We start from the raw sequence: 20,649 nt of genomic DNA on the forward strand, positions 1-20,649 counted from the left end.
GGCGAATAGACCTGTTCGCTGGCAAGCCAGCTCCTACAGGGGGAGGAATTGCTCCTACAAGGTCCCTGGCTTTTAGCCATAATTCGCCTCATGAACAGACGAATCCTGCTGAACTGCGACATGGGGGAAAGCTTCGGCGCCTGGCGCATGGGTGACGACGAGCACGCCATGCCGCTGGTGGACCAGGCCAACCTCGCCTGTGGTTTCCACGCCGCTGACCCCCTGACCATGCAGCGCACCGTCGAGCTGGCGCTGCGTCACCATGTGCGCATCGGTGCCCATCCGGCCTACCCGGACCTCGCCGGCTTCGGCCGTCGCCATATGGCTTGCTCGCCGGAAGAGGTGCGCGCCCTGGTGCTCTATCAGCTCGGCGCGCTGGAAGCCTTCTGCCGCGCAGTCGGCACCCAGGTGGCTTATGTGAAGCCCCACGGCGCGCTGTACAACGATCTGGTGCGTGACGACGCGCTGCTCGAAGCCGTGCTCGATGCCTGTGCCAGTTATCGTAAGGGGCTGCCACTGATGGTTCTGGCCCTGGCGGACAACAGCCGTGAACTGCACTTGGCGGATGCCGCCGATGTGCCGTTGATGTTCGAGGCCTTCGCCGACCGCGCCTATCTCTCTGACGGCCAACTGGCGCCCCGGCGCATGGCCGGCGCGGTGCATCACGACCCTGAGCGCATCCTCGACCAGGCCCTGGCCATTGCCGCCGGTGAGCCCTTCCCGGATATCGACGGCAAGCCCCTGCGGCTAACTGCCGACAGCCTCTGCGTGCATGGCGACAATCCCGAGTCCTTGGCGGTGCTGCGCCGGCTGCGAGGCAAGCTGGACGCCCTATGATCCGTCTCGAGCCTGCTGGCGCCGAAGCCCTGCTGCTGGTGCTGGCCGATGAACCGGATACCCGGTCTCCACAGCGCATCGCGGCGCTGGCCGAGACCCTGCGCCGTGAGCTGGGACCGCTGTTGCTGGACCTGGTGCCCGGTTGGACCACCCTGCTGCTGCACTACGACCTGACTCGCACGGACCAGCAGGACCTGGCAAAGCGCATCGAGCCGTTGCTGGAAGCCTGGTTGCTGGCACCGGATGCGACCGACGCCGGCCGGCTGCATGAAATCCCCATCTGGTACTGCGGCGAGGACTTGGCTTGGGTGGCTGAGTCTTGTGGTCTGTCCGTGGCCGGGTTGGTGGATATTCACAGCAGCGCCGAATACCGGGTCGGTGCCATCGGTTTTTCGCCGGGCTTCGCTTATCTGGGGGGGCTCGATTCGCGACTTGCCCTGCCACGTCGCAGCAGCCCGCGCATTCGCGTGCCGGCTGGCAGCCTGGCCATCGCCGAGCAGCAGACGGCCATTTATCCACAGGCCTCTCCGGGCGGTTGGCATCTGCTCGGGCTCTGTCCTTGGCGGTTGTTCGATGCCCGGCGCGAGCCGCCGTGTCCGCTGGCCCTGGGTGATCGTGTGCGCTTCTTTGCCATCGACGAAGCCCGCTATCGCGCCGAAGGTGGCGAGGCATGAGCCGATTGCGGGTGATCAAGCCCGGCCCCCTGAGCCTGCTGCAGGACGCCGGTCGGCTCGGCTGGCAGCATCTGGGCGTTTCCCCGGCCGGCCCCATGGACCCGCTAGCAGCGGCCTGGGCTAATCGGCTGCTGGGTAATTCGCGGCGATGCGCGGTGCTGGAAATCGCCCTCGGGGGTGTGGAGCTGGAGGCTGAGGCGGCGCTATGGGTGGCCATCACCGGCGCCGACATGCCGCTGAGTGTTGACGGTGAATTGCGCCTCAACTGGTCGCGCTTTCGCCTGGAGGCCGGGCAGCGCTTGCAGGTCGGTTATGCCCGCAATGGCCAACGCGCGTATCTGGCACTGGCAGGTGGCATCGGTGCCGAACCGGTTCTGGGCAGCGTGGCTTGCCAGATGCGTGAAGGTTTGGGCGGCCTGAATGGCCAAGGCCATCGCCTGGTCGAGGGCGACCTGCTGGCAGGCGGTTCTGGCAACTTCCCACGTGGCGCCAGCGTGCCCTGGCCCTGGCAACCGGACTACAGCGTGGCGCAGGTGCTGCGTGTGGTGATCGGGGGCGACGCGGCCAGTTTCGACGAGGAACAGGCACGCGCCTTCTTCGAGCGCCCCTGGCAACTCAGCGCGCAGTCCGATCGCATGGGGGCGAGGCTGGAAGGTGAACCGCTGGTCGCGCCGCAGCGGCAGTGGTCCCAGGGTGTGGTCAGTGGCGCGATCCAGGTGCCGCCCGATGGCCAGCCGATCATCCTGATGGCCGACCGCCAGACCATGGGCGGTTATCCCATCCTTGGCTGGGTCCATTCCCTGGACCTCGGGCGCCTGGCGCAATGCCCTGCGAACCAGATGCTGCGGTTCACTGTGATGAGCCTGGACGACTCCCAGGACGAGCTGAGGGCGTTCTATCGCTTCTTCGGGCGGTAAGCCGCTCTAGCAGGGACGCTGCGTCGCCGTGTTGTTCAAGAACGCGCCATGGACCTTCAATCCTGCTGGCGCTGCGATTCGCGACGCTGGGCGGAGTGCTGGTGGGGTTCGCGGTACGGCTGGCGGTGTTGCGAGCGATTTCCCATCCGGCCAAGAGCCTAGTAGGAGCTGGCTTGCCAGCGAAACGCCGCCATTCGCTGGCAAGCCAGCTCCTACGGGCAATGCAGCTGCCTACAACACGTCATGCAGACATAGCCAACGAATTCGCCCCTGCAAGGAAGGATGCGGCCTCTCGAAACAAAACCGGCCAGGCTTATCAGGGCCTGGCCGGTTGCGTTACCGCGAGGACGCCGAAGCGCCCATCATTCCCACTCGATGGTCGCTGGCGGCTTGCTCGACACGTCGTAGGTGACGCGGGAGATGCCTTCGATCTCGTTGATGATGCGATTGGAAACGGTCTCCAGCAGCTCGTAAGGCAGGTGCGCCCAGCGAGCGGTCATGAAGTCGATGGTTTCCACCGCGCGCAGGGCCACGACCCAGGCGTAACGGCGGCCGTCACCGACCACGCCCACGGATTTCACCGGCTGGAACACCACGAAGGCCTGGCTGGTCTTGTGGTACCAGTCCGCCTTGTGCAGCTCTTCGATGAAGATATGGTCCGCGCGACGCAGCAGGTCGGCGTACTCCTTCTTCACTTCGCCGAGGATACGTACGCCCAGGCCCGGGCCGGGGAACGGGTGACGGTAGACCATGCTGTAGGGCAGGCCCAGCTCCAGGCCGATCTTGCGCACTTCGTCCTTGAACAGTTCGCGCAGCGGCTCGACCAGTTCGAACTGCATGTCTTCCGGCAGGCCACCGACGTTGTGGTGGGACTTGATCACGTGGGCCTTGCCGGTCTTGGCGCCGGCCGACTCGATCACGTCGGGGTAGATGGTGCCCTGGGCAAGGAACTTGATGCCCTGTAGCCGGGTAGCTTCCTCGTCGAACACTTCAATGAAGGTACGACCAATGATCTTGCGCTTCTCTTCCGGGTCGGCAACGCCGGCCAGGCGGGAGAGGAACTTCTCTTCGGCATTGGCGCGGATCACGCGTACACCCATGTTTTCAGCGAACATGGCCATCACGTGGTCGCCCTCGTGCAGGCGCAGCAGGCCGTTGTCGACGAAGACGCAGGTCAACTGGTCGCCGATGGCGCGGTGCAGCAGGGCCGCCACGACCGAGGAGTCCACACCGCCGGACAGGCCCAGCAGCACCTTGGACGAACCCACCTGGGCACGCACGGTGGCGATGGCGTCTTCGACGATGTTGGACGGAGTCCAGAGAGCGGCGCAGCCACAGATATCCAGCACGAAGCGGGAGAGGATGCGACCGCCCTGCTTGGTGTGAGTCACTTCCGGGTGGAACTGCACGCCGTAGTAGGCACGATGATCGTCAGCCATGGCGGCGATCGGGCAGCTCGGGGTGCTGGCCAGGATGTGGAAGCCGGCCGGCATGTCGGTGACCTTGTCGCCGTGGCTCATCCACACGTCGAGGCCGAGGACGCCGTCGTCGTCGATATGGTCTTCGATGCCATCCAGCAGGCGGGCCTTGCCCACCACGTCGACGCGGGCATAACCGAACTCGCGCAGGTCGGAACCCTGCACCTTTCCGCCCAGTTGCTCGGCCATGGTCTGCATGCCGTAGCAGATACCGAACAACGGCACATTGAGGTCGAACACGGCCTGCGGCGCACGCGGGCTATCGGCTTCATGCACCGACTCGGGGCCACCGGCGAGGATGATGCCGCGCGGGGCGAAGGCGCGGATCGCCTCATTGCTCATGTCGAAGGGGTGGATCTCGCAGTACACGCCGATCTCGCGCACGCGGCGGGCGATCAGTTGGGTGTACTGGGAGCCGAAGTCGAGGATCAGGATCCGGTGGGCGTGAATGTCTTGGGACATGGCCATCTCTCGTTACGAAATTCACAAACGACACGGGGCTGAATCAGACAGCCCCGTGACGCGTTAGATTTCAGTCAGCCTCAACCGACGCGGTAGTTCGGGGCTTCCTTGGTGATCTGCACGTCATGGACGTGGGACTCGGCCATGCCGGCGCCGGTGATGCGCACGAACTGCGGCCTGGTGCGCATTTCCTCGACCGTGGAGCAACCGGTATAGCCCATGGAGGCACGCAGGCCGCCCATCAGTTGGTGAACGATGGCGGTCAGGCTGCCCTTGTAGGGGACGCGCCCTTCGATACCTTCCGGAACCAGCTTCTCGGCACCGGCCGAAGAGTCTTGGAAGTAACGGTCGGAAGAGCCTTGGGACTGCGCCATGGCACCCAGCGAGCCCATGCCGCGGTACGCCTTGTAGGAACGACCCTGGAACAGCTCGACCTCTCCCGGAGCCTCTTCGGTACCGGCGAACATGGAGCCCATCATCACGCAGGACGCGCCAGCCACGATGGCCTTGGACAGGTCACCGGAGAAGCGGATGCCACCGTCGGCGATCAGTGGGATGCCGGAGCCAGCCAGGGCGGCAGCCACGTTGGCAATGGCAGAGATCTGAGGTACGCCGACACCGGCGACGATACGGGTGGTGCAGATGGAGCCCGGGCCGATACCGACCTTGACCGCGTCCGCGCCAGCCTCGGCCAGGGCCTTGGCAGCTTCGCCAGTGGCGATGTTGCCACCGATCACCTGTACGTGCGGGTAGGTGTCCTTGACCCAACGTACGCGCTCGATCACGCCTTTGGAGTGGCCGTGGGCGGTGTCCACCACCACCACGTCGACGCCAGCTGCGACCAGTGCGGCAACGCGTTCGCCGGTGTCGGCGCCAGTCCCTACCGCAGCACCTACACGCAGGCTGCCTTGCGCATCCTTGGACGCCAGCGGGTAGGTCTTGGCCTTCTCGATATCACGGAAGGTCACCAGACCGCGCAGGTAGAAGTTCTCGTCGACCACCAGCATCTTCTCGATGCGGTTCTCGTAGAGCTTGACCTTCATCTCTTCAAGCGGGGTGCCTTCGCGGGCGGTGACCAGCTTGTCCTTCGGCGTCATGATCGCCGCCACGGTATCGCCGACGTTCGGTTTGAAACGCAGGTCGCGGCCGGTCACGATGCCGACCAGCTCGCCCTCTTCCACCACCGGGAAGCCGGAGAAGCCATATTCACGGGCGATCTGCAGCAGCTCGATGATCTTGGTGGAGGGCGTGACGGTAACCGGGTCACGGACGATGGCCGTCTCGTGGCGCTTGACCTTGCGCACCTCGGCAGCCTGCTGCTCGATGGTCATGTTCTTGTGAATGATGCCGATGCCACCTTCCTGGGCCATGGCAATGGCCAGGCGGGCTTCGGTCACGGTATCCATCGCTGCGGAAACCAGCGGGATGTTCAGTTCTATGCCGCGGGTCAGGCGGGTCTTGAGGCTGACATCCTTGGGCAGAATCTCGGAATAACCCGGGATCAGGAGAACGTCGTCGAAGGTCAGGGCTTCTTGGCTGATGCGCAGCATGGCGGGGGCTCCCAGGCGGGAAAATTGGAAGCGCGCCATTATAACGAGGCCACGGCCTCTGCTCAACGCGGCCGATGGCCTGCAGTGCCAATCCCGCGAAAAAACATGCCAAGCCGATCAGCGGTCATCAGCCGTCCGTCCGCACCTGGCGCACTTTGAACCCCAGGCGCTCGCCGAACGCATCGAGAAATGCCTGGGTAAAGGCGGTTTCTCCCCAACCATTGAAGATGAACCCCAGATTGGAGAAGCCGCAGGGCTGCAGGAAGAGAAAGCCGTTGATGTCGTCCTCGTGACCGCACTCCGGGCAACTGAAGTTGTCCGTGATCCCCGGCCACCAATCCTCCAGGCTCTCGAACAGCGGCTCGCCGACTTCCCGGCGGCATTCAGGGCAGCCTGCTTCTTTGAGGAAGTTGCGGGTGGGCGTATAGATGCAGCGTTTATCCACCACCTCCAGGCCATTCACGGGTTGGCCGAACGGCAAGCGATCAGGATGCTCGACGACCTGCCGCGCGCTGGGGGCGATGGCATAGGCCATGCGATTGCCGCGCACGCCACAGGTGCTTGGCAACGCCTCGACCACCCCACGCTGGGCCAACCAGCGCTGCATGCGTCCAGCCAGGGCCTGGTGCCCGGGCACACTGGAAATCTGCGGCACGATGATCAGTTGGCTCGTTTCCATTTCAGGCTCCTATGGCAGCGGAAAGGGCACGCAGCTTAATCAGCGCCCTTCAACCGTCAACTATGGCGCATGATGCCAAAGCCATTATTATTCCGGCCCATGATCAACGATCCCTTCCAACGGCTTGGCCTCGATCGCGAGGTACTGACCGTCAGCCAGCTCAACCAACGTGCCCGCCATCTATTGGAGGACGTGTTTCCGCAGGTCTGGGTGGAGGGTGAAATCTCCAACCTGGCCAAGCCTGCCTCCGGCCACCTGTACTTCACCCTCAAGGACAGCCAGGCGCAGGTTCGCTGCGCCCTGTTCCGGCAGAACGCCCTGCGCGTACGCCAGGCGCTGCGCGATGGCCTGGCGGTGCGGGTGCGTGGCAAGGTCTCGCTGTTCGAGGGTCGTGGCGATTACCAACTGATCGCCGATGCCGTCGAGCCGGCTGGCGATGGTGCCCTGCGCCTGGCATTCGAGGCGCTCAAGGAAAAACTCGCCGCCGAAGGGCTGTTCGCCGCGGAACGCAAACGCCCGCTTCCGGCCCACCCGCAGCGTATCGGCATCGTCAGCTCACCCACCGGCGCGGTGATCCGCGACATCATCAGCGTCTTTCGCCGTCGTGCACCCCAGGTACAGCTGACCCTCATTCCCACCGCCGTACAGGGCCGCGAAGCCACCGCGCAGATCGTCCACGCCCTGGGATTGGCGGATGCGCAAGGCTTCGATGCGTTGATCCTCGCCCGAGGTGGCGGCTCCCTGGAGGACCTATGGTGCTTCAACGAAGAGGCAGTGGCCCGCGCCGTGGCCGCGTGCCAGACCCCCATCGTCAGTGCGGTCGGCCATGAGACGGATGTTTCCATCAGCGATTTCGTCGCCGATGTGCGCGCCCCAACGCCCTCTGCCGCCGCCGAACTCCTGGCCCCCGATGCCAGAGACCTGCAGCAGCGCCTCGACAGTCTGCATCGCCGCCTGATCCTGCGCCTGCGGGACCAACTGACCCGCGAGCGCCTGCGCCTGGATGGGCTGTTCCGACGCCTACGCCACCCCGGCGAGCGCCTGCGCCAACAAGCGCAGCGGCTGGATGACCTGGACATGCGCCTGCGGCGCGCGTTCGAGCGCCAGCAGCAGGTACGTCACGAACGCCTGGTGCGCCTGGACACCCGCCTCGCCGCACAGCATCCCGGACGCACCCTGGCGCTGCTGCGGCAGAAGCTCGACAGCCTGGCCGAACGCCTACCCCGCGCAGCCCGCGACGCCCTCAAGGATCGTCGCCAGCGCCTTGACGCCCTGGCCCAGACGCTTCACATCGTCAGCCCCCTGGCCACCCTCGGACGCGGCTACAGCATCCTGCTCGACGAGCGTGGACAAGCCGTCCGCACCGCCAGCCAGACCCACCCCGGCCAGCGCCTGAAGGCCCGTCTCGGAGAAGGCGAACTGGACGTACGCGTCGAAGACAACCATCTCACGCCCGTGAACCTCTCCCTGCTGGACTGACCATGCGCCTGCTTGCCGCCCTGCTCCTCTGCCTCGCCCTTCCCGTCCATGCCGAAGGCTTTATCAGCCGGCTGCTGAACAAACCGGTTCCAGGCGGCGTAGCCGTCGTCCAGCTCGGCAACGGCCCCCAGGCGCCCACCGCGCGCTACCAGGGCAAACCGGTGCTGGTGGTCAAGGAAGACGGCCGCAACTGGATCGCCATCGTCGGCATCCCGCTGGGCACCAAGGTCGGGCAGCAACTGATCGAGGTCAGCGATGGGCGCCGGCTGGGCTTCAGCGTCGGCAGCCGCACCTATCGCGAGCAGCACATCAAGCTGGCCAATACCCGCCAGGTGAACCCGCTGCCGGAAGACCTGAAACGCATCGACCGCGAACTGGCCGAGCAGACCACTGCCTATCGCCGCTTCAGCCCCGGGACACCGAGCAACCTGCTGTTCGACAAGCCGGTCAACGGCCCGCTCTCCAGCCCCTTCGGCCTACGCCGCTTCTTCAATGGCGAAGAACGCAACCCGCACTCCGGCCTGGACTTCGCGGTCGGTGCGGGCACGCCAATCAAGGCGCCCGCGGCCGGCAAGGTGGTTCTTATCGGCAACTACTTCTTCAACGGCAAGACAGTATTCGTCGACCATGGCCAAGGCCTGATCAGCATGTTCTGTCACATGTCGAAGGTAGAAGTGAAACTCGGCCAGCAACTGCCACGCGGCGGCGTGATCGGCCGCGTCGGCGCCACCGGCCGCGCCACCGGGCCGCACATGCACTGGAACGTCAGCCTCAACGATGTGCGAGTCGACCCGGCCATCTTCATCGGCGCCTACAAGCCCTGAGGACATTTGCGCTTACACCCGGGGATTGGGCTGTGCGGCGCTGATTTGCTAAGGTCCGGCGGCCTCGGGGCCCACCCCGCCAAACGGATATCTGAAGGGAGCAGCCCATGAGCAGCGAAGTCACCCACTGGCTGGAATGGTTGCGGCAGCATCAGGAGTTGCACACCGTCGTCGCCACTTCCGTCCTCATCCTCCTGGCTTGGCTGTCGAACTGGATAGTCCGCCGCATCCTGCTGCGCGGCCTGTTCCGCGTCACCGGCGCGCAGATTCAGGACCACGGCCTGATCAAGCGCTTGGCCAATGTGGTGCCCGCTCTGGTGCTGGCCGGCGGCGTACGGGTGGTGCCGAACCTGCCAAGCGCGCTGGTGGAGGTGATCACCAACGTGTGCGCCGCCTTCATCATTCTCTCTGTGGCCCTGGCCCTGAGCGCCGCGCTGAACATCGTCAGCAGCCTCTATCAGCGTCGCAAGGATGCCCACATGCGGCCCATCAAAGGCTATGTGCAAGTGCTGAAGATCGCGATCTTCGCCATCGCCACCATCCTGATGATCGCCAGCCTGATCGACCGCTCGCCGCTGATCCTGCTGTCGGGTCTCGGCGCCATGGCCGCAGTCCTGCTGCTGATTTTCCAGGACACCCTGCTGTCGCTGGTGGCCAGCGTACAGATCACCTCCAGCGACATCATCCGCGTCGGCGACTGGGTGGAGATGCCCCAGCTCAACGCCGACGGCGACGTGATCGACATCGCCCTGCACACGGTGAAGGTGCAGAACTGGGACAAGACCATCACCACCATTCCCACCAAGCGCTTCATCACTGACTCGTTCAAGAACTGGCGCGGCATGCAGGAATCCGGTGGCCGACGGATCAAGCGATGCCTCTATCTGGATCAGAACAGCGTGCACTTCCTCCGCGAAGACGACATCGCCCGATTGCACCGCTTCCGATTGCTGGACGGCTACCTGAAAGCCAAGGAAAGCGAGCTGCTCAGCTGGAACAGCCAACTGGATGAGGCTACCCGCCTGCCGATCAACAGCCGTCAGCTGACCAACCTCGGCACCTTCCGCGCCTACGTGGAGCACTACTTGCGGGAGAACCTGGACATCCGCAAGGACATGACCCTGCTGGTGCGCCAGATGGCACCCACCGCCGATGGCCTGCCGCTGGAGCTCTATTGTTTCACCAACACCACGGCCTGGGCCCGCTACGAGGCCATCCAGTCCGACATCTTCGACCACCTGCTGGCGATACTTCCGGAGTTCGGCCTGCGAGTGTTCCAGCACCCCAGCGGCGCGGACATGCGAGCGCTACGCCTGTCGCCGTCGGAATGACCTCAAGGCTGACCGCGAATTGCCCGGCAAGGGGCATTTCGCGAGCCAGCTGCCCTCCTAGAATAACGCCGCGCAATCAGCTCAAGGAAACCACCACCTCAGCGCAATAAATCACTCACTTGCATATTCCTGCGCTCTTTTTCACCATTTTTTCTTGGATGCTTGCCATATTCACTCACGATGAATAGGGTTAGCCCTTATGAAAACCGCACACACCCTCATCCTTCTGCGTCAACACGCCTGCCTGCGACTGGTCAGCCCCCGACTGCGTGGCTGAATCTCACCTTCGCCGCACCCGCTGAATTCAATGCCTGGCCGACCACCACACGGCCCGCAGTAAAAAGGATTTGCCCCATGAGCATGCTGAAAGACCCATCCCGCAAGTACCGCGCCTTCCCCGCAATCGACCTGCCGGACCGTACCTGGCCGTCCAGGACCATCACTGAAGTACCGATCTGGTGCAGCTCCGATCTGCGCGACGGTAACCAGTCGCTGATCGAGCCGATGGATGCGCAGAAGAAGATGCGCTTCTTCAAGACGCTGGTGCAGGTGGGCCTGAAGGAAATCGAGGTGGCCTTCCCCTCCGCCTCGGATACCGACTTCAACTTCGTTCGCGAGCTGATCGAAGGCGGCCACATCCCCGACGACGTCACCATCCAGGTACTGACCCAGGCGCGCGAGGACCTGATCACCCGCACCTTCGAGTCCCTGCGTGGGGCGAAGAAAGCCATCGTCCACGTCTATAACGCCACCGCACCCTCGTTCCGCCGCATCGTCTTCAACCAGGACAAGGCCGGCGTGATTGAAATCGCCACCAGCGCAGCCAGGCTGATCAAGAAGCTGGCTGCCGAGCAGCCGGGAACCGACTGGACCTTCCAGTACTCGCCGGAAATCTTCAGCTCCACCGAGTTGGAATTCGCCGTCGAGGTCTGCGATGCGGTGATCGATGTCTGGCAGCCGACGCCGGAGAAAAAAGTCATCCTCAACCTGCCGGCCACCGTGGAGTGCGCAACGCCGAACGTGTACGCGGACCAGATCGAATGGTTCGGCCGCCACGTCAGCCGCCGCGACTCGGTGATCATCAGCCTACACACCCACAATGACCGTGGCACCGGCGTGGCCGCCACCGAACTGGGCCTGATGGCGGGCGCCGACCGCGTCGAAGGCTGCCTGTTCGGCAACGGCGAGCGCACGGGCAACGTCGACCTGGTGACCCTTGCACTGAACATGTACACCCAGGGCCTGCACCCGCAGCTGGACTTCTCCGACATCGATGCCGTGCGCAAAGTGGTCGAAGAGTGCAACCAGTTGCCGGTTCATCCGCGACACCCCTACGTGGGCGACCTGGTGCATACCGCCTTCTCCGGCTCCCACCAGGACGCCATCCGCAAGGGCTTCACCCAGCAAGAGGAAGGCGCCCTCTGGGAAGTGCCCTACCTGCCAATCGACCCGGCCGACATTGGCCGCAGTTACGAAGCGGTGATTCGCGTGAACAGCCAGTCCGGCAAGGGTGGCATCACCTTCCTGCTGGAACAGGAATACGGCATCAGCCTGCCGCGCCGCATGCAGATCGAGTTCAGCCAGGTGGTGCAGAAGGAAACCGATCGCCTGGGACTGGAAATGACTGCCCAGCAGATCTACCAACTGCTGGACAGCGAGTACCTGCAGGCCAGCACACCCTTCACCCTGAAAGGCCATCGCCTGCAGGAAGAGAACGGTACCAGTGCCGTGGATATCGAAGTCCAGGTCAAGGGCGAAACCCAGCACCTGCGCGGCATGGGAAAGGGCCCGCTGGAAGCCCTGGTGGCCAGCCTGCCGGTGAAGGTCGAGATCATGGACTACTCGGAGCACGCCATCGGTGCCGGCACAAACGCCAAGGCTGCGGCGTACATCGAACTTCGCGTCAACGGCGGTCGAGCCCTGCACGGTATCGGCATTGACGAAAACCTCACCACAGCCAGCTTCCGTGCCCTGTTCAGCGCCCTCAACCGCGCCCTGAGCCAGGCCGAGGCCGAAGCGGCCTGAGGCTGATACCGCAAAACAAAACCCCGCCAGCAGGCGGGGTTTTGTTTTGTAGGCAACCTACGGGCAGTCTGCGCCAGGCATTCAGCCCTGCTGCTGCCAGTGGCACTTGCCCCATGCGCACATGGAATCCAGCACCGGCTTCAGGCTGCTGCCATGCTCGGTCAAGCGGTACTCAACCCGAGGCGGTACTTCGGCGTAGACAGTGCGCGAGACGATACCGTCGCGTTCCAGCTCACGCAGCTGCTGGGCCAGCATCTTCTCAGTGATACCCGGTACCAGCCTCTTGAGCTCGGAAAAGCGCCGCGCCTCCGGCATCAGGTGATAGACCAGCAACGACTTCCACTTGCCACCGATCACCGCCAGGGTGACTTCCACCGGCGTGTTGTAGACCTTTTCTCCCGCCACAAGCAGGTTTCCCCCGGCAGGTAGTGGCTTGTGTTCGCTCATGATTGCCTCGGAACTCAGAGGTGCAGGTCGAATGCGTCTGCGTCGCGCATGGCCGGGAAGCGTTCACGGTAAGCTGCCAGTTGCGCGGCGGACAGGCTGGCGAAGAACACGCCATCGGCATCGCCAGCATCCAGCAGGCTCTCGCCCTGGAAATCCAGCACCTGGCTGTCGCCACTGTAGCCGTGGCCTTTGCCATCGCTACCGACGCGATTCACCGCGGCGACGTAACAGAGATTTTCAATGGCACGTGCCGGAAGCAGTCGGTTCCAATGATGGCGACGCGCAGCGGGCCAGTTGGCCGTGTAGAGCAGCAGGTCAGTGTCGTGCGGATCACGGCTCCACACTGGGAAACGCAGGTCGTAGCAGATCAGCGGACGCACGCGCCAGCCCTTGAGCTCGAACAACGCCTGGGTGTCTCCCGGCGTGTAGTGCTTGTGCTCACCGGCCATGCGGAACAAATGACGCTTGTCGTAATGCAGGACCTCACCATCCGGGCGCGCCCAGAGCAGGCGATTGCGGTGGCTGCCGTCCGCGACCTGGATGATGACGCTACCGGTGATCACCGCATCCAGGCGCTTGGCCTGCTCCCGCAGCCAGGCGTGGGTCGGCCCTTGCTCGGGCTCGGCAAGCGCCGAGGAGTCCATGGAGAAACCGGTGGTGAACATCTCTGGCAGGACGATCAGGTCAGCGCCCTTCGCCTGCTCCAGCAAGGCTTCGAAATGCGCGTGGTTGGCTGCGCAGTCGTGCCAGGCCAGGGTGGTCTGCAACAGGGCCAGCTTGAGATCAGGCAAGGCGGTCAAATCGCGCATAGTTTTTCCGCCGCCTGACGCAGCGTCTCCTCACGTTTGGCGAAGCAGAACCGCACCAGTCGCAAATCCTTGGGCGCTTGCTGGTAAAACACCGAAACCGGAATGGTGGCCACGCCGTGTTCGCGGGTCAGCCATTCGGACATGGCCACATCGTCCAGGTCGTCGCGGATGGCACTGTAGTCAACCAACTGGAAGTAGGTACCGGCGGCACGCCTGAAACGGAAGCGCGAGCCGGCCAGCAGATCGCAGAACAGGTCACGCTTGGCCTGGTAGAAGGCCGGCAGCTCGGCCAGGTGCTCCGGGTGCGCCGCCATGAAGTCGGCAAGCGCCCATTGCAGCGGGGTCACGCCGCAGAAGTTGACATACTGGTGGACCTTGCGCAGCTCGGCGGACAGCACGGGCGGCGCCACCACATAGCCGGTCTTCCAGCCGGTGACGTGGTAGGTCTTGCCGAAAGAACTGACCACGAAGGCACGCGCGTACAATTCGTCATGGGCCAGCACACTGACATGGCTAACGCCATCGAACACCAGGTGCTCGTAGACTTCGTCCGACACCAGGTAGATGTCGCGATCACGAATCAACTCGGCCAACTGGTCCAGTTCGGCGCGGGAAATCAGCGCACCGCTGGGGTTGTGCGGGCTGTTGAGGATGATCATGCGGGTGCGCGGGCTCAGTGCGTCGCGCATGCGTTGCCAATCGATGGCAAACCCCGGCAGCGCCAGAGGCACGTGCACGCAGCGGCCACCCGCCAGTTCAACCGAGGGCTCGTAGCTGTCGTAGCAAGGGTCCAGGACGATCACCTCATCGCCTGCACGGACCACGGCCTGGATGGCACAGAAGATGGCTTCAGTGGCCCCCGGGGTAATGGTCACCTCGGTATCGGCGCTGACCGGGCGCCCGTAAAAGGCCGCAACCTTGGCCGCCACCTGCTCGCGCAGGGCTGGCAGACCGGTCATGGGCGCGTACTGGTTGTGCCCGGCCGCAATATGGCGGCCGACCGCATCGCACAGGGCAGTCGGCGCGGAGAAATCCGGGAAACCCTGGGACAGATTGATGGCGCCGACTTCAGCGGCGAGTTGGGACATGCGGGTGAAGATGGTGGTGCCGACGTTGGGCAACTTGCTGGCGATCATTTCATCAGGCTGCTGGCGACTGGGAAGTGGCCCATAGCTTAAGGCTTGAGGGGTTCTGCGACTACAACGATGGCATCGACTCCGCTGCTACGGGGAGCAGCTTTCTCTACAGCTGACGGTCGAAGTCTCATTCAAGGATGCTCACCCGACCGGTACGCCGCGCCGAGAATGCAAAAGGGCGCCCGCAGGCGCCCTCTTCCAGTCCAGCCGGTATCAGCGCTTCTTGTCGCGACGCTTCTTGTCGGCCTTCTTGTGGTGCGACATGAGACGGCGTTTCTTGTTCACCTGACGCTCGGTCAAGGTGTTCTTCTTGCCCTCGAAGGGGTTCTCGCCGCCCTTGTACTCGATGCGGATCGGCGTGCCGACCAGCTTGAGCACGCGCCGGTAGGTGTTTTCCAGGTAACGCGAGTAGGACTTGGGCACCGACTCGGTCTGGTTGCCGTGAATCACGATCAGCGGCGGGTTGGCTCCACCGAGGTGGGCGTAACGCAGCTTGATGCGGCGGCCGTTGACCAGCGGCGGCTGGTGCTCCTGCACCGCGTCTTCGAGGATCTGGGTCAGACGGCTGGTGGGCCAGCGAGTGATGGCGGAACGGAAGGAATCCTGCACTGACTTGTACAGATGGCCGACACCGGTGCCATGCAGGGCAGAGATGAAGTGAATGTCGGCGAAGTCGACGAAGAACAGCCGGCGTTCCAACTCAGTCTTCACATAGTCGCGCTCACCCGGCTCCATGCCATCCCACTTGTTCAGGGCAATGACAAGCGCACGGCCAGTCTCGAGCACGAAACCCAGCAGATTGAGGTCGTGCTCGACCACACCCTCACGGGCGTCCATCACGAAGATCACCACGTTGGCGTCCTGGATGGCCTGCAAGGTTTTCACCACCGAGAACTTTTCAACAGCCTCGAAGATCTTGCCGCGACGACGCACACCAGCGGTATCGATCAGCGTGTACTTCTCTTCGTTGCGCTCGAACGGGATGTAGATGCTGTCACGGGTAGTGCCGGCCTGGTCGTACACGATCACCCGCTCTTCACCGAGCATGCGGTTGACCAGGGTGGACTTGCCAACATTGGGGCGACCGATGATGGCGATCTTGATGCCATCCTTTTCACTCGGCCCGGGCACGCGCGTCGGCTCAGTGCCTTCGGCAACCACTTCGGCCTCGGCGGCCTCAGTTTCGTCGGCACCATCATCACGGGGGAACTCACCCAGGGCAGCCTGGAGCATCTGGCTGATGCCACGGCCATGAGCAGCGGCGATCGGCAGGGCGTCTCCCAGGCCCAAGGGGCTGAACTCGGCTCGAGCGATGTCCGGATCAACGGTGTCGACCTTGTTGGCCACCAGGAAGCTGCGCTTGTTCCGCTTGCGCAGGTGCTCAGCGATCATCTGGTCGGAGGCCGTCATGCCAGCGCGGGAGTCGACCATGAAGAGCACTGCATCAGCCTCTTCGATCGCCTGCAGGGACTGCTCGGCCATTTTTGCGTCGATGCCTTCCTCATCGCCGGAGATACCCCCGGTGTCGATGACGATATAGGTGCGACCCTGCCACTTCGCCTCGCCGTACTGGCGGTCACGGGTCAGACCCGCGTACTCCGCGACGATAGCGTCTCGGGTTTTGGTAAGGCGGTTGAACAGGGTGGACTTGCCGACGTTGGGCCTACCCACCAGGGCAATTACGGGAACCATGAGGCTCTCCACTCGTTATTTCAGAAAACACAAAGGCCGCTACCGTTTGACGGCAGCGGCCGGATATCAGACTTCAGCTTAGCGGATGGTCAGGCCAACCAGCTTGCCGCCGTTGCCATAGGCATACATCCACTCACCCACCACCAGGGGACGGGCACGCAGACCATCGCCGTCGATCTTCTCGCGGCCGACGAAGTGGCCGTCCACCTGGCTCAGCAGGTGCAAGTAACCTTCGAAGTCACCGACAGCCACATAGCTGGAGAAGACCTCAGGAGCGGACAGCTGGCGGCGAGCCAGGGCGTCGTTGCTCCACAGGGCGGAGGCGGAGCGCTCGTCCACACCTTCCACGGTTCCGCTGGCCAGGCTTACGTAAACGTTACCGAAGCCTTGGGCGACGCCGGCGTAGCTGGACGCCTCGCGCTGCCAGAGTACGCGGCCGCTCTCCAGGTCCAGGGCGGCAACGCGACCCTGGTAGGTGGCGACATAAACGGTGCCACCGGACAGGAGCAGACCGCCGTCGATGTCCACTACGCGATCCAGCTCGGAACGGCCCTGAGGCACAGCGACGCGCTGTTCCCAGACCGGAATGCCGCGCTTGATATCCAAGGCGAGCACCTTGCCGGTGGAAAGACCAGCGACGGCCAGATTGTTAGTCACGATGGGCGCGCCAGTACCCCGCAGGGTCAGCACGGCCGGAGTGTTCTCGTAGATCCAGAGCTGATTGCCGGTGGCGGCGTCGAAGCCGAACAGGCTGTCGTTCTGAGTCTGCACAACGACCACGTCACCGTTGTTGGCAGGCGGGGCCAGTACTTCGCCGTTCACGCGGGCGCGCCACTTCTCTTCGCCGTTGGTGGCATCGAGGGCGACGATTTCCCCTTTCAGGGTACCCAGCATCACCAGGCCGTAGCCGACGCCAACCGCGCCGGAAACCGGCAGTTCGAGGTCTTGCTTCCAGATCACGTCGCCATTGAAGCGATTGAGCGCCATGACCTCGCCGTTGACGTCCGAGGCATAGATGGAGTCTCCATCGATGGCGGGTACCAGCAGGTTGTAGGTCTCACCCTGGCCGTCACCAATGGAGCGGCTCCAGCCCTTGTCCAGTTTCACTTCCTCAGTGATATCGGGCAGTTCGGCCGGCGGCAGTTCCTTCTTGCTATTGCTGCTGCAGCCCACGGCCAGTAGGGCCAGGGCCAGCACTGCGGCATTCTTCCAGCGCATCACGTCACGCGTCCCCTTTTGCCAGGTCGTCAAGCTTCATCTGCAGGCCACCTACGGCGGCATCTTCGGGCAGCGCAGCCTTGGCTTTCTGATAGGCAGCATGTGCGTCGTCGGTACGACCCAGCTGAACCAGCAGATCGCCCTTGAGTTCTTCTCGGCTGGCGAGGAAGGCCTTATCGGCGTCGCCATCCAGCAGTTTGAGGGCATCATCGGCCTTGCCCTGCGCAGCTAGGACACGGGCCAGGCGCTGGCGGGCCAGCTCGCCCAGGGTCGCATCGGCAGGCTTGTCCAGCACGGCCTTGAGCTCTGCGGCCGCATCATCCAACTTGCCGGACTCGACCGCGACCTTGGCCACGAACAAGCTGCCGTACTGTGCGTAATGGGTCCTACCGAAATCGCTCTTCAACTTGCCAGCCAGCTCGGCGACCTTGGCCGAGTCCGGAGCGCCGCTGGGAGTCAGAGCGGTTTCCAGCAATTGCTGGTAAACGATCGAAGCGCCCTGTGCCTGATTGGCGTCGTACTTCTGCCAGGCCTGCCAACCGAAGACCACTGCCAGCGCAAGTGCGCCGCCAGTGAGCATGGGTTTGCCGTTGCGCTGCCACCAGTCCCTGAACTGCGCAATCTGTTCTTCTTCAGTCTGCATGCTTAACCCCGTACTCCTGATCTTTGGATGCTCAAGCCTGCTTCAGGCAGGCGGCGAGATGCTCGGCCAGAGCATCCCAGGCAATGCTTTGTTGTTCGCTGTCGTCGCGCAGCGGCTTGCAACCTACCACGCGCTTGGCCAATTCGTCGTCCCCCAGGATCAGCGCGTAGCGGGCCCCACTCTTGTCGGCCTTCTTGAACTGGCTCTTGAAGCTGCCGGCCCCGGCGTTGACCACCAGGCGAAGGTTCGGCAGCGCGTCACGCAACTGTTCGGAAAGGCCTAGAGCTGCCAATTCGGCCGCTTCGCCAAAGGCACAGATATAGACGTCGGCGGGGCTGTTCAGCGCCTCCGGCACCAGGCCAAGTGTCTCCAGGAGCAGCACCAGACGCTCGACACCCATGGCGTATCCCACGCCCGGAGTCGGTTTGCCGCCGAACTGGGTCACCAGACCGTCGTAACGGCCGCCAGCACAAACGGTGCCCTGGGAGCCGAGCTTGTCGGTCACCCACTCGAAGACGGTGCGACTGTAGTAGTCCAGGCCACGCACCAGCTTCTGGTTGATCTCGTAGCGGATACCTACCGCATCGAGGCGCGCCTTGAGCCCCTCGAAGTGGGCGACGGACTCTTCGTCCAGGTAATCGTGCAGGGTCGGCGCATCCACCAGCAGGGCCTGGGTACCACCATTCTTGCTGTCGAGTATGCGCAGCGGGTTGGTGGTCAGGCGGCGCTGACTGTCTTCGTCCAGCAGGTCATAGCGCTCCTGAAGGTAGGCCACCAAGGCGTCACGGTAGCGGGCGCGGGCCTCGCTGGAGCCCAGGCTGTTCAGCTGCAGGGTGACGGCGTCGGCGAGGCCGAGCTGCTTCCACAGGCGCCAAGTGAGCACGATCAACTCGGCATCGATGTCTGGGCCCGGCAGGTTGAAAACTTCCACACCCATCTGGTGGAACTGGCGGTAGCGACCCTTCTGCGGCTTCTCGTAGCGGAACATCGGACCGGCGTACCAGAGTTTCTGCACCTGGCCACCGCCGGTAAGGCCATGCTCGAGCATCGCGCGCACGCAACCCGCAGTACCTTCGGGGCGAAGGGTCAGGGACTCTTCGTTGCGATCGAGGAAGGTGTACATCTCCTTGTCGACCACGTCCGTGCCTTCGCCGATACCGCGGGCGAACAGCTCGGTGAACTCGAGGATCGGCAGGCGGATTTCCTTGTATCCGTAACCATCCAACAGCTCTGCCAGGGTGTTTTCCAGATAGCGCCAGGTAGGCGTCTGCTCCGGCAGGATGTCGTTCATGCCACGAATGGCTTGCAGGGTCTTGCTCACGAAGGTTCCTTATCTCAGCTGCGGGCGATAAGCGCCGCGTCAGCTTCGGCCTTTTCGGCCGCCTTTTCGCGAATGAGCCGTTCCAGCTCATCCACCAAGTTGTCGTTATTCAGCTTCTGCGCGGGCTTGCCATCGATGTAGATCAGGTTGTTCGGCGTGCCGCCGGTGAGGCCGATATGCGCCTCCTTGGCTTCACCCGGGCCGTTGACCACACAACCGATCACGGCCACATCCAGCGGAACCAGCAGGTCCTCAAGGCGGCCTTCCAGCTCGTTCATGGTCTTGACCACATCGAAGTTCTGACGCGAGCAACTCGGACACGCGATGAAGTTGATGCCGCGGGAGCGCAGGTGTAGGGACTTGAGGATGTCGAAGCCGACCTTCACCTCTTCCACCGGGTCCGCCGCCAGGGAGATGCGGATGGTGTCGCCGATACCGTCAGCCAACAGCATGCCCAGGCCAACCGCGGATTTGACGGTGCCGGAGCGCAGGCCACCGGCTTCGGTAATGCCCAAGTGCAAGGGCTGCACGATCTGTTTGGCCAGCAAGCGATAGGCTTCGACGGCCATGAAAACGTCGGAGGCTTTCACGCTGACCTTGAAGTCCTGGAAGTCCAGCTTGTCGAGATGCTCGACGTGACGCAGAGCGGACTCCACAAGGGCCTGTGGGGTGGGCTCGCCGTACTTTTTCTGCAGGTCCTTCTCCAGCGAACCGGCGTTCACGCCGATGCGGATCGGAATGCCTTTGTCGCGGGCAGCGTCGACCACGGCCCTGACTCGGTCTTCACGGCCGATGTTGCCGGGGTTGATGCGCAGGCAATCAACGCCCAGTTCGGCCACGCGAAGGGCGATCTTGTAGTCGAAGTGGATGTCCGCCACGAGCGGCACCTGAACCTGCTGCTTGATGCGGCCGAAGGCTTCGGCGGCGTCCATGTCCGGCACGGAGACGCGAACGATGTCGACACCGGCATCCACCAGGCGCTGGATCTGGCCTACGGTGGCGGCAACGTCGCACGTATCGGTGTTGGTCATGCTCTGCACGGCGATAGGTGCATCACCACCCACCGGCACCGAGCCGACCCAGATTTTCCGCGATACGCGGCGTTTGATCGGGGATTCGCAATGCAT

18 protein-coding genes are annotated in these 20,649 nt (G+C 63.6%); 7 read left to right on the forward strand and 11 right to left on the reverse strand.

The window, feature by feature from the left end; genetic code table 11:
• Positions 1–90 precede the first annotated feature (90 nt).
• Genes AAHM40_RS19115 through AAHM40_RS19125 form a run of 3 tightly spaced genes read left to right on the forward strand, consistent with a single transcriptional unit; the run spans position 91 to position 2,428 of the window.
• Positions 91–837, forward strand: coding sequence for a 5-oxoprolinase subunit PxpA (locus tag AAHM40_RS19115; protein WP_342246048.1), 747 nt, complete (start codon positions 91–93; stop codon positions 835–837).
• Positions 834–1,511, forward strand: coding sequence for a 5-oxoprolinase subunit PxpB (gene pxpB, locus AAHM40_RS19120; RefSeq protein WP_342246049.1), 678 nt, complete (start codon positions 834–836; stop codon positions 1,509–1,511). Before AAHM40_RS19115 ends, pxpB begins: the two co-directional genes overlap by 4 nt.
• Positions 1,508–2,428, forward strand: a complete 921-nt coding sequence (locus AAHM40_RS19125; RefSeq protein WP_342246050.1) for a 5-oxoprolinase subunit C family protein — start codon at positions 1,508–1,510, stop codon at positions 2,426–2,428. The genes pxpB and AAHM40_RS19125 overlap by 4 nt, the downstream gene beginning before the upstream one ends.
• Positions 2,429–2,790: 362 nt before the next feature.
• Here AAHM40_RS19125 and guaA read toward each other — a convergent pair whose 3' ends face one another.
• The 3 genes from guaA to AAHM40_RS19140 all read right to left on the reverse strand — a co-directional run bounded on the left by guaA (position 2,791) and on the right by AAHM40_RS19140 (position 6,597).
• Positions 2,791–4,368 carry a glutamine-hydrolyzing GMP synthase gene (guaA, locus tag AAHM40_RS19130; protein ID WP_280285850.1) on the reverse strand — a complete coding sequence of 526 codons (1,578 nt, stop codon included), beginning with the start codon at positions 4,366–4,368 and terminating at the stop codon, positions 2,791–2,793.
• Between the two features lie 80 nt (positions 4,369–4,448).
• The gene (gene guaB, locus AAHM40_RS19135) at positions 4,449–5,918 is read right to left on the reverse strand and encodes an IMP dehydrogenase (protein ID WP_342246051.1); all 1,470 of its coding nucleotides are present in this window, start codon (positions 5,916–5,918) and stop codon (positions 4,449–4,451) included.
• Between the two features lie 127 nt (positions 5,919–6,045).
• Positions 6,046–6,597, reverse strand: coding sequence for a sugar ABC transporter ATPase (locus AAHM40_RS19140; protein ID WP_137821265.1), 552 nt, complete (start codon positions 6,595–6,597; stop codon positions 6,046–6,048).
• A 99-nt stretch (positions 6,598–6,696) separates the two neighbouring features.
• Between AAHM40_RS19140 and xseA the strand changes: the two genes are divergently transcribed.
• The 4 genes from xseA (at position 6,697) to leuA (ending at position 12,256) form a co-directional block, all read left to right on the forward strand.
• The gene (gene xseA / locus AAHM40_RS19145) at positions 6,697–8,076 is read left to right on the forward strand and encodes an exodeoxyribonuclease VII large subunit (RefSeq protein ID WP_342246052.1); all 1,380 of its coding nucleotides are present in this window, start codon (positions 6,697–6,699) and stop codon (positions 8,074–8,076) included.
• A gap of 2 nt (positions 8,077–8,078) precedes the next feature.
• Positions 8,079–8,900, forward strand: a complete 822-nt coding sequence (locus AAHM40_RS19150; RefSeq protein WP_137821267.1) for a peptidoglycan DD-metalloendopeptidase family protein — start codon at positions 8,079–8,081, stop codon at positions 8,898–8,900.
• A gap of 107 nt (positions 8,901–9,007) precedes the next feature.
• On the forward strand, positions 9,008–10,231 hold the full coding sequence (locus AAHM40_RS19155; RefSeq protein ID WP_342246053.1) for a mechanosensitive ion channel family protein: 1,224 nt from the start codon (positions 9,008–9,010) through the stop codon (positions 10,229–10,231).
• Between the two features lie 354 nt (positions 10,232–10,585).
• The gene (leuA, locus tag AAHM40_RS19160) at positions 10,586–12,256 is read left to right on the forward strand and encodes a 2-isopropylmalate synthase (RefSeq protein WP_342246054.1); all 1,671 of its coding nucleotides are present in this window, start codon (positions 10,586–10,588) and stop codon (positions 12,254–12,256) included.
• Positions 12,257–12,337: 81 nt separating this feature from the next.
• Here leuA and AAHM40_RS19165 read toward each other — a convergent pair whose 3' ends face one another.
• The 8 genes from AAHM40_RS19165 to ispG form a co-directional block, all read right to left on the reverse strand.
• Positions 12,338–12,703 carry a winged helix-turn-helix transcriptional regulator gene (locus AAHM40_RS19165; protein ID WP_051246641.1) on the reverse strand — a complete coding sequence of 122 codons (366 nt, stop codon included), beginning with the start codon at positions 12,701–12,703 and terminating at the stop codon, positions 12,338–12,340.
• A gap of 14 nt (positions 12,704–12,717) precedes the next feature.
• The gene (locus tag AAHM40_RS19170) at positions 12,718–13,512 is read right to left on the reverse strand and encodes an amidohydrolase (protein WP_342246055.1); all 795 of its coding nucleotides are present in this window, start codon (positions 13,510–13,512) and stop codon (positions 12,718–12,720) included.
• Positions 13,500–14,648, reverse strand: coding sequence for a pyridoxal phosphate-dependent aminotransferase (locus AAHM40_RS19175; RefSeq protein ID WP_342246056.1), 1,149 nt, complete (start codon positions 14,646–14,648; stop codon positions 13,500–13,502). Before AAHM40_RS19175 ends, AAHM40_RS19170 begins: the two co-directional genes overlap by 13 nt.
• 213 nt (positions 14,649–14,861) lie before the next feature.
• A complete protein-coding gene (der, locus tag AAHM40_RS19180) occupies positions 14,862–16,340 on the reverse strand; it encodes a ribosome biogenesis GTPase Der (RefSeq protein ID WP_028628645.1) in 1,479 nt (492 codons plus the stop codon).
• Between the two features lie 78 nt (positions 16,341–16,418).
• A complete protein-coding gene (gene bamB, locus AAHM40_RS19185; protein WP_342246088.1) occupies positions 16,419–17,561 on the reverse strand; it encodes an outer membrane protein assembly factor BamB in 1,143 nt (380 codons plus the stop codon).
• A gap of 1 nt (position 17,562) precedes the next feature.
• Entirely contained in the window at positions 17,563–18,201 is a 639-nt protein-coding gene (locus tag AAHM40_RS19190) for a YfgM family protein (protein WP_342246057.1), read from the reverse strand.
• A 31-nt stretch (positions 18,202–18,232) separates the two neighbouring features.
• Positions 18,233–19,522, reverse strand: a complete 1,290-nt coding sequence (gene hisS / locus AAHM40_RS19195; protein WP_342246058.1) for a histidine--tRNA ligase — start codon at positions 19,520–19,522, stop codon at positions 18,233–18,235.
• 14 nt (positions 19,523–19,536) lie between these two features.
• Positions 19,537–20,649, reverse strand: a complete 1,113-nt coding sequence (gene ispG / locus AAHM40_RS19200; protein WP_028628649.1) for a flavodoxin-dependent (E)-4-hydroxy-3-methylbut-2-enyl-diphosphate synthase — start codon at positions 20,647–20,649, stop codon at positions 19,537–19,539.

Origin of the sequence: Pseudomonas sp. OTU5201 (assembly GCF_038440135.1) — a bacterium.
Lineage (GTDB): Bacteria > Pseudomonadota > Gammaproteobacteria > Pseudomonadales > Pseudomonadaceae > Metapseudomonas > Metapseudomonas resinovorans.

What these genes read in the sequence shown, in the direction of transcription:
- AAHM40_RS19115 (WP_342246048.1), top strand. Translation starts at nt 91, where the DNA reads ATGAACAGACGAATCCTGCTGAACTGCGACATGGGGGAAAGCTTCGGC.
- pxpB (WP_342246049.1), top strand. Translation starts at nt 834, where the DNA reads ATGATCCGTCTCGAGCCTGCTGGCGCCGAAGCCCTGCTGCTGGTGCTG.
- AAHM40_RS19125 (WP_342246050.1), top strand. Translation starts at nt 1,508, where the DNA reads ATGAGCCGATTGCGGGTGATCAAGCCCGGCCCCCTGAGCCTGCTGCAG.
- guaA (WP_280285850.1), bottom strand. Translation starts at nt 4,368, where the DNA reads ATGTCCCAAGACATTCACGCCCACCGGATCCTGATCCTCGACTTCGGC.
- guaB (WP_342246051.1), bottom strand. Translation starts at nt 5,918, where the DNA reads ATGCTGCGCATCAGCCAAGAAGCCCTGACCTTCGACGACGTTCTCCTG.
- AAHM40_RS19140 (WP_137821265.1), bottom strand. Translation starts at nt 6,597, where the DNA reads ATGGAAACGAGCCAACTGATCATCGTGCCGCAGATTTCCAGTGTGCCC.
- xseA (WP_342246052.1), top strand. Translation starts at nt 6,697, where the DNA reads ATGATCAACGATCCCTTCCAACGGCTTGGCCTCGATCGCGAGGTACTG.
- AAHM40_RS19150 (WP_137821267.1), top strand. Translation starts at nt 8,079, where the DNA reads ATGCGCCTGCTTGCCGCCCTGCTCCTCTGCCTCGCCCTTCCCGTCCAT.
- AAHM40_RS19155 (WP_342246053.1), top strand. Translation starts at nt 9,008, where the DNA reads ATGAGCAGCGAAGTCACCCACTGGCTGGAATGGTTGCGGCAGCATCAG.
- leuA (WP_342246054.1), top strand. Translation starts at nt 10,586, where the DNA reads ATGAGCATGCTGAAAGACCCATCCCGCAAGTACCGCGCCTTCCCCGCA.
- AAHM40_RS19165 (WP_051246641.1), bottom strand. Translation starts at nt 12,703, where the DNA reads ATGAGCGAACACAAGCCACTACCTGCCGGGGGAAACCTGCTTGTGGCG.
- AAHM40_RS19170 (WP_342246055.1), bottom strand. Translation starts at nt 13,512, where the DNA reads ATGCGCGATTTGACCGCCTTGCCTGATCTCAAGCTGGCCCTGTTGCAG.
- AAHM40_RS19175 (WP_342246056.1), bottom strand. Translation starts at nt 14,648, where the DNA reads ATGATCGCCAGCAAGTTGCCCAACGTCGGCACCACCATCTTCACCCGC.
- der (WP_028628645.1), bottom strand. Translation starts at nt 16,340, where the DNA reads ATGGTTCCCGTAATTGCCCTGGTGGGTAGGCCCAACGTCGGCAAGTCC.
- AAHM40_RS19190 (WP_342246057.1), bottom strand. Translation starts at nt 18,201, where the DNA reads ATGCAGACTGAAGAAGAACAGATTGCGCAGTTCAGGGACTGGTGGCAG.
- ispG (WP_028628649.1), bottom strand. Translation starts at nt 20,649, where the DNA reads ATGCATTGCGAATCCCCGATCAAACGCCGCGTATCGCGGAAAATCTGG.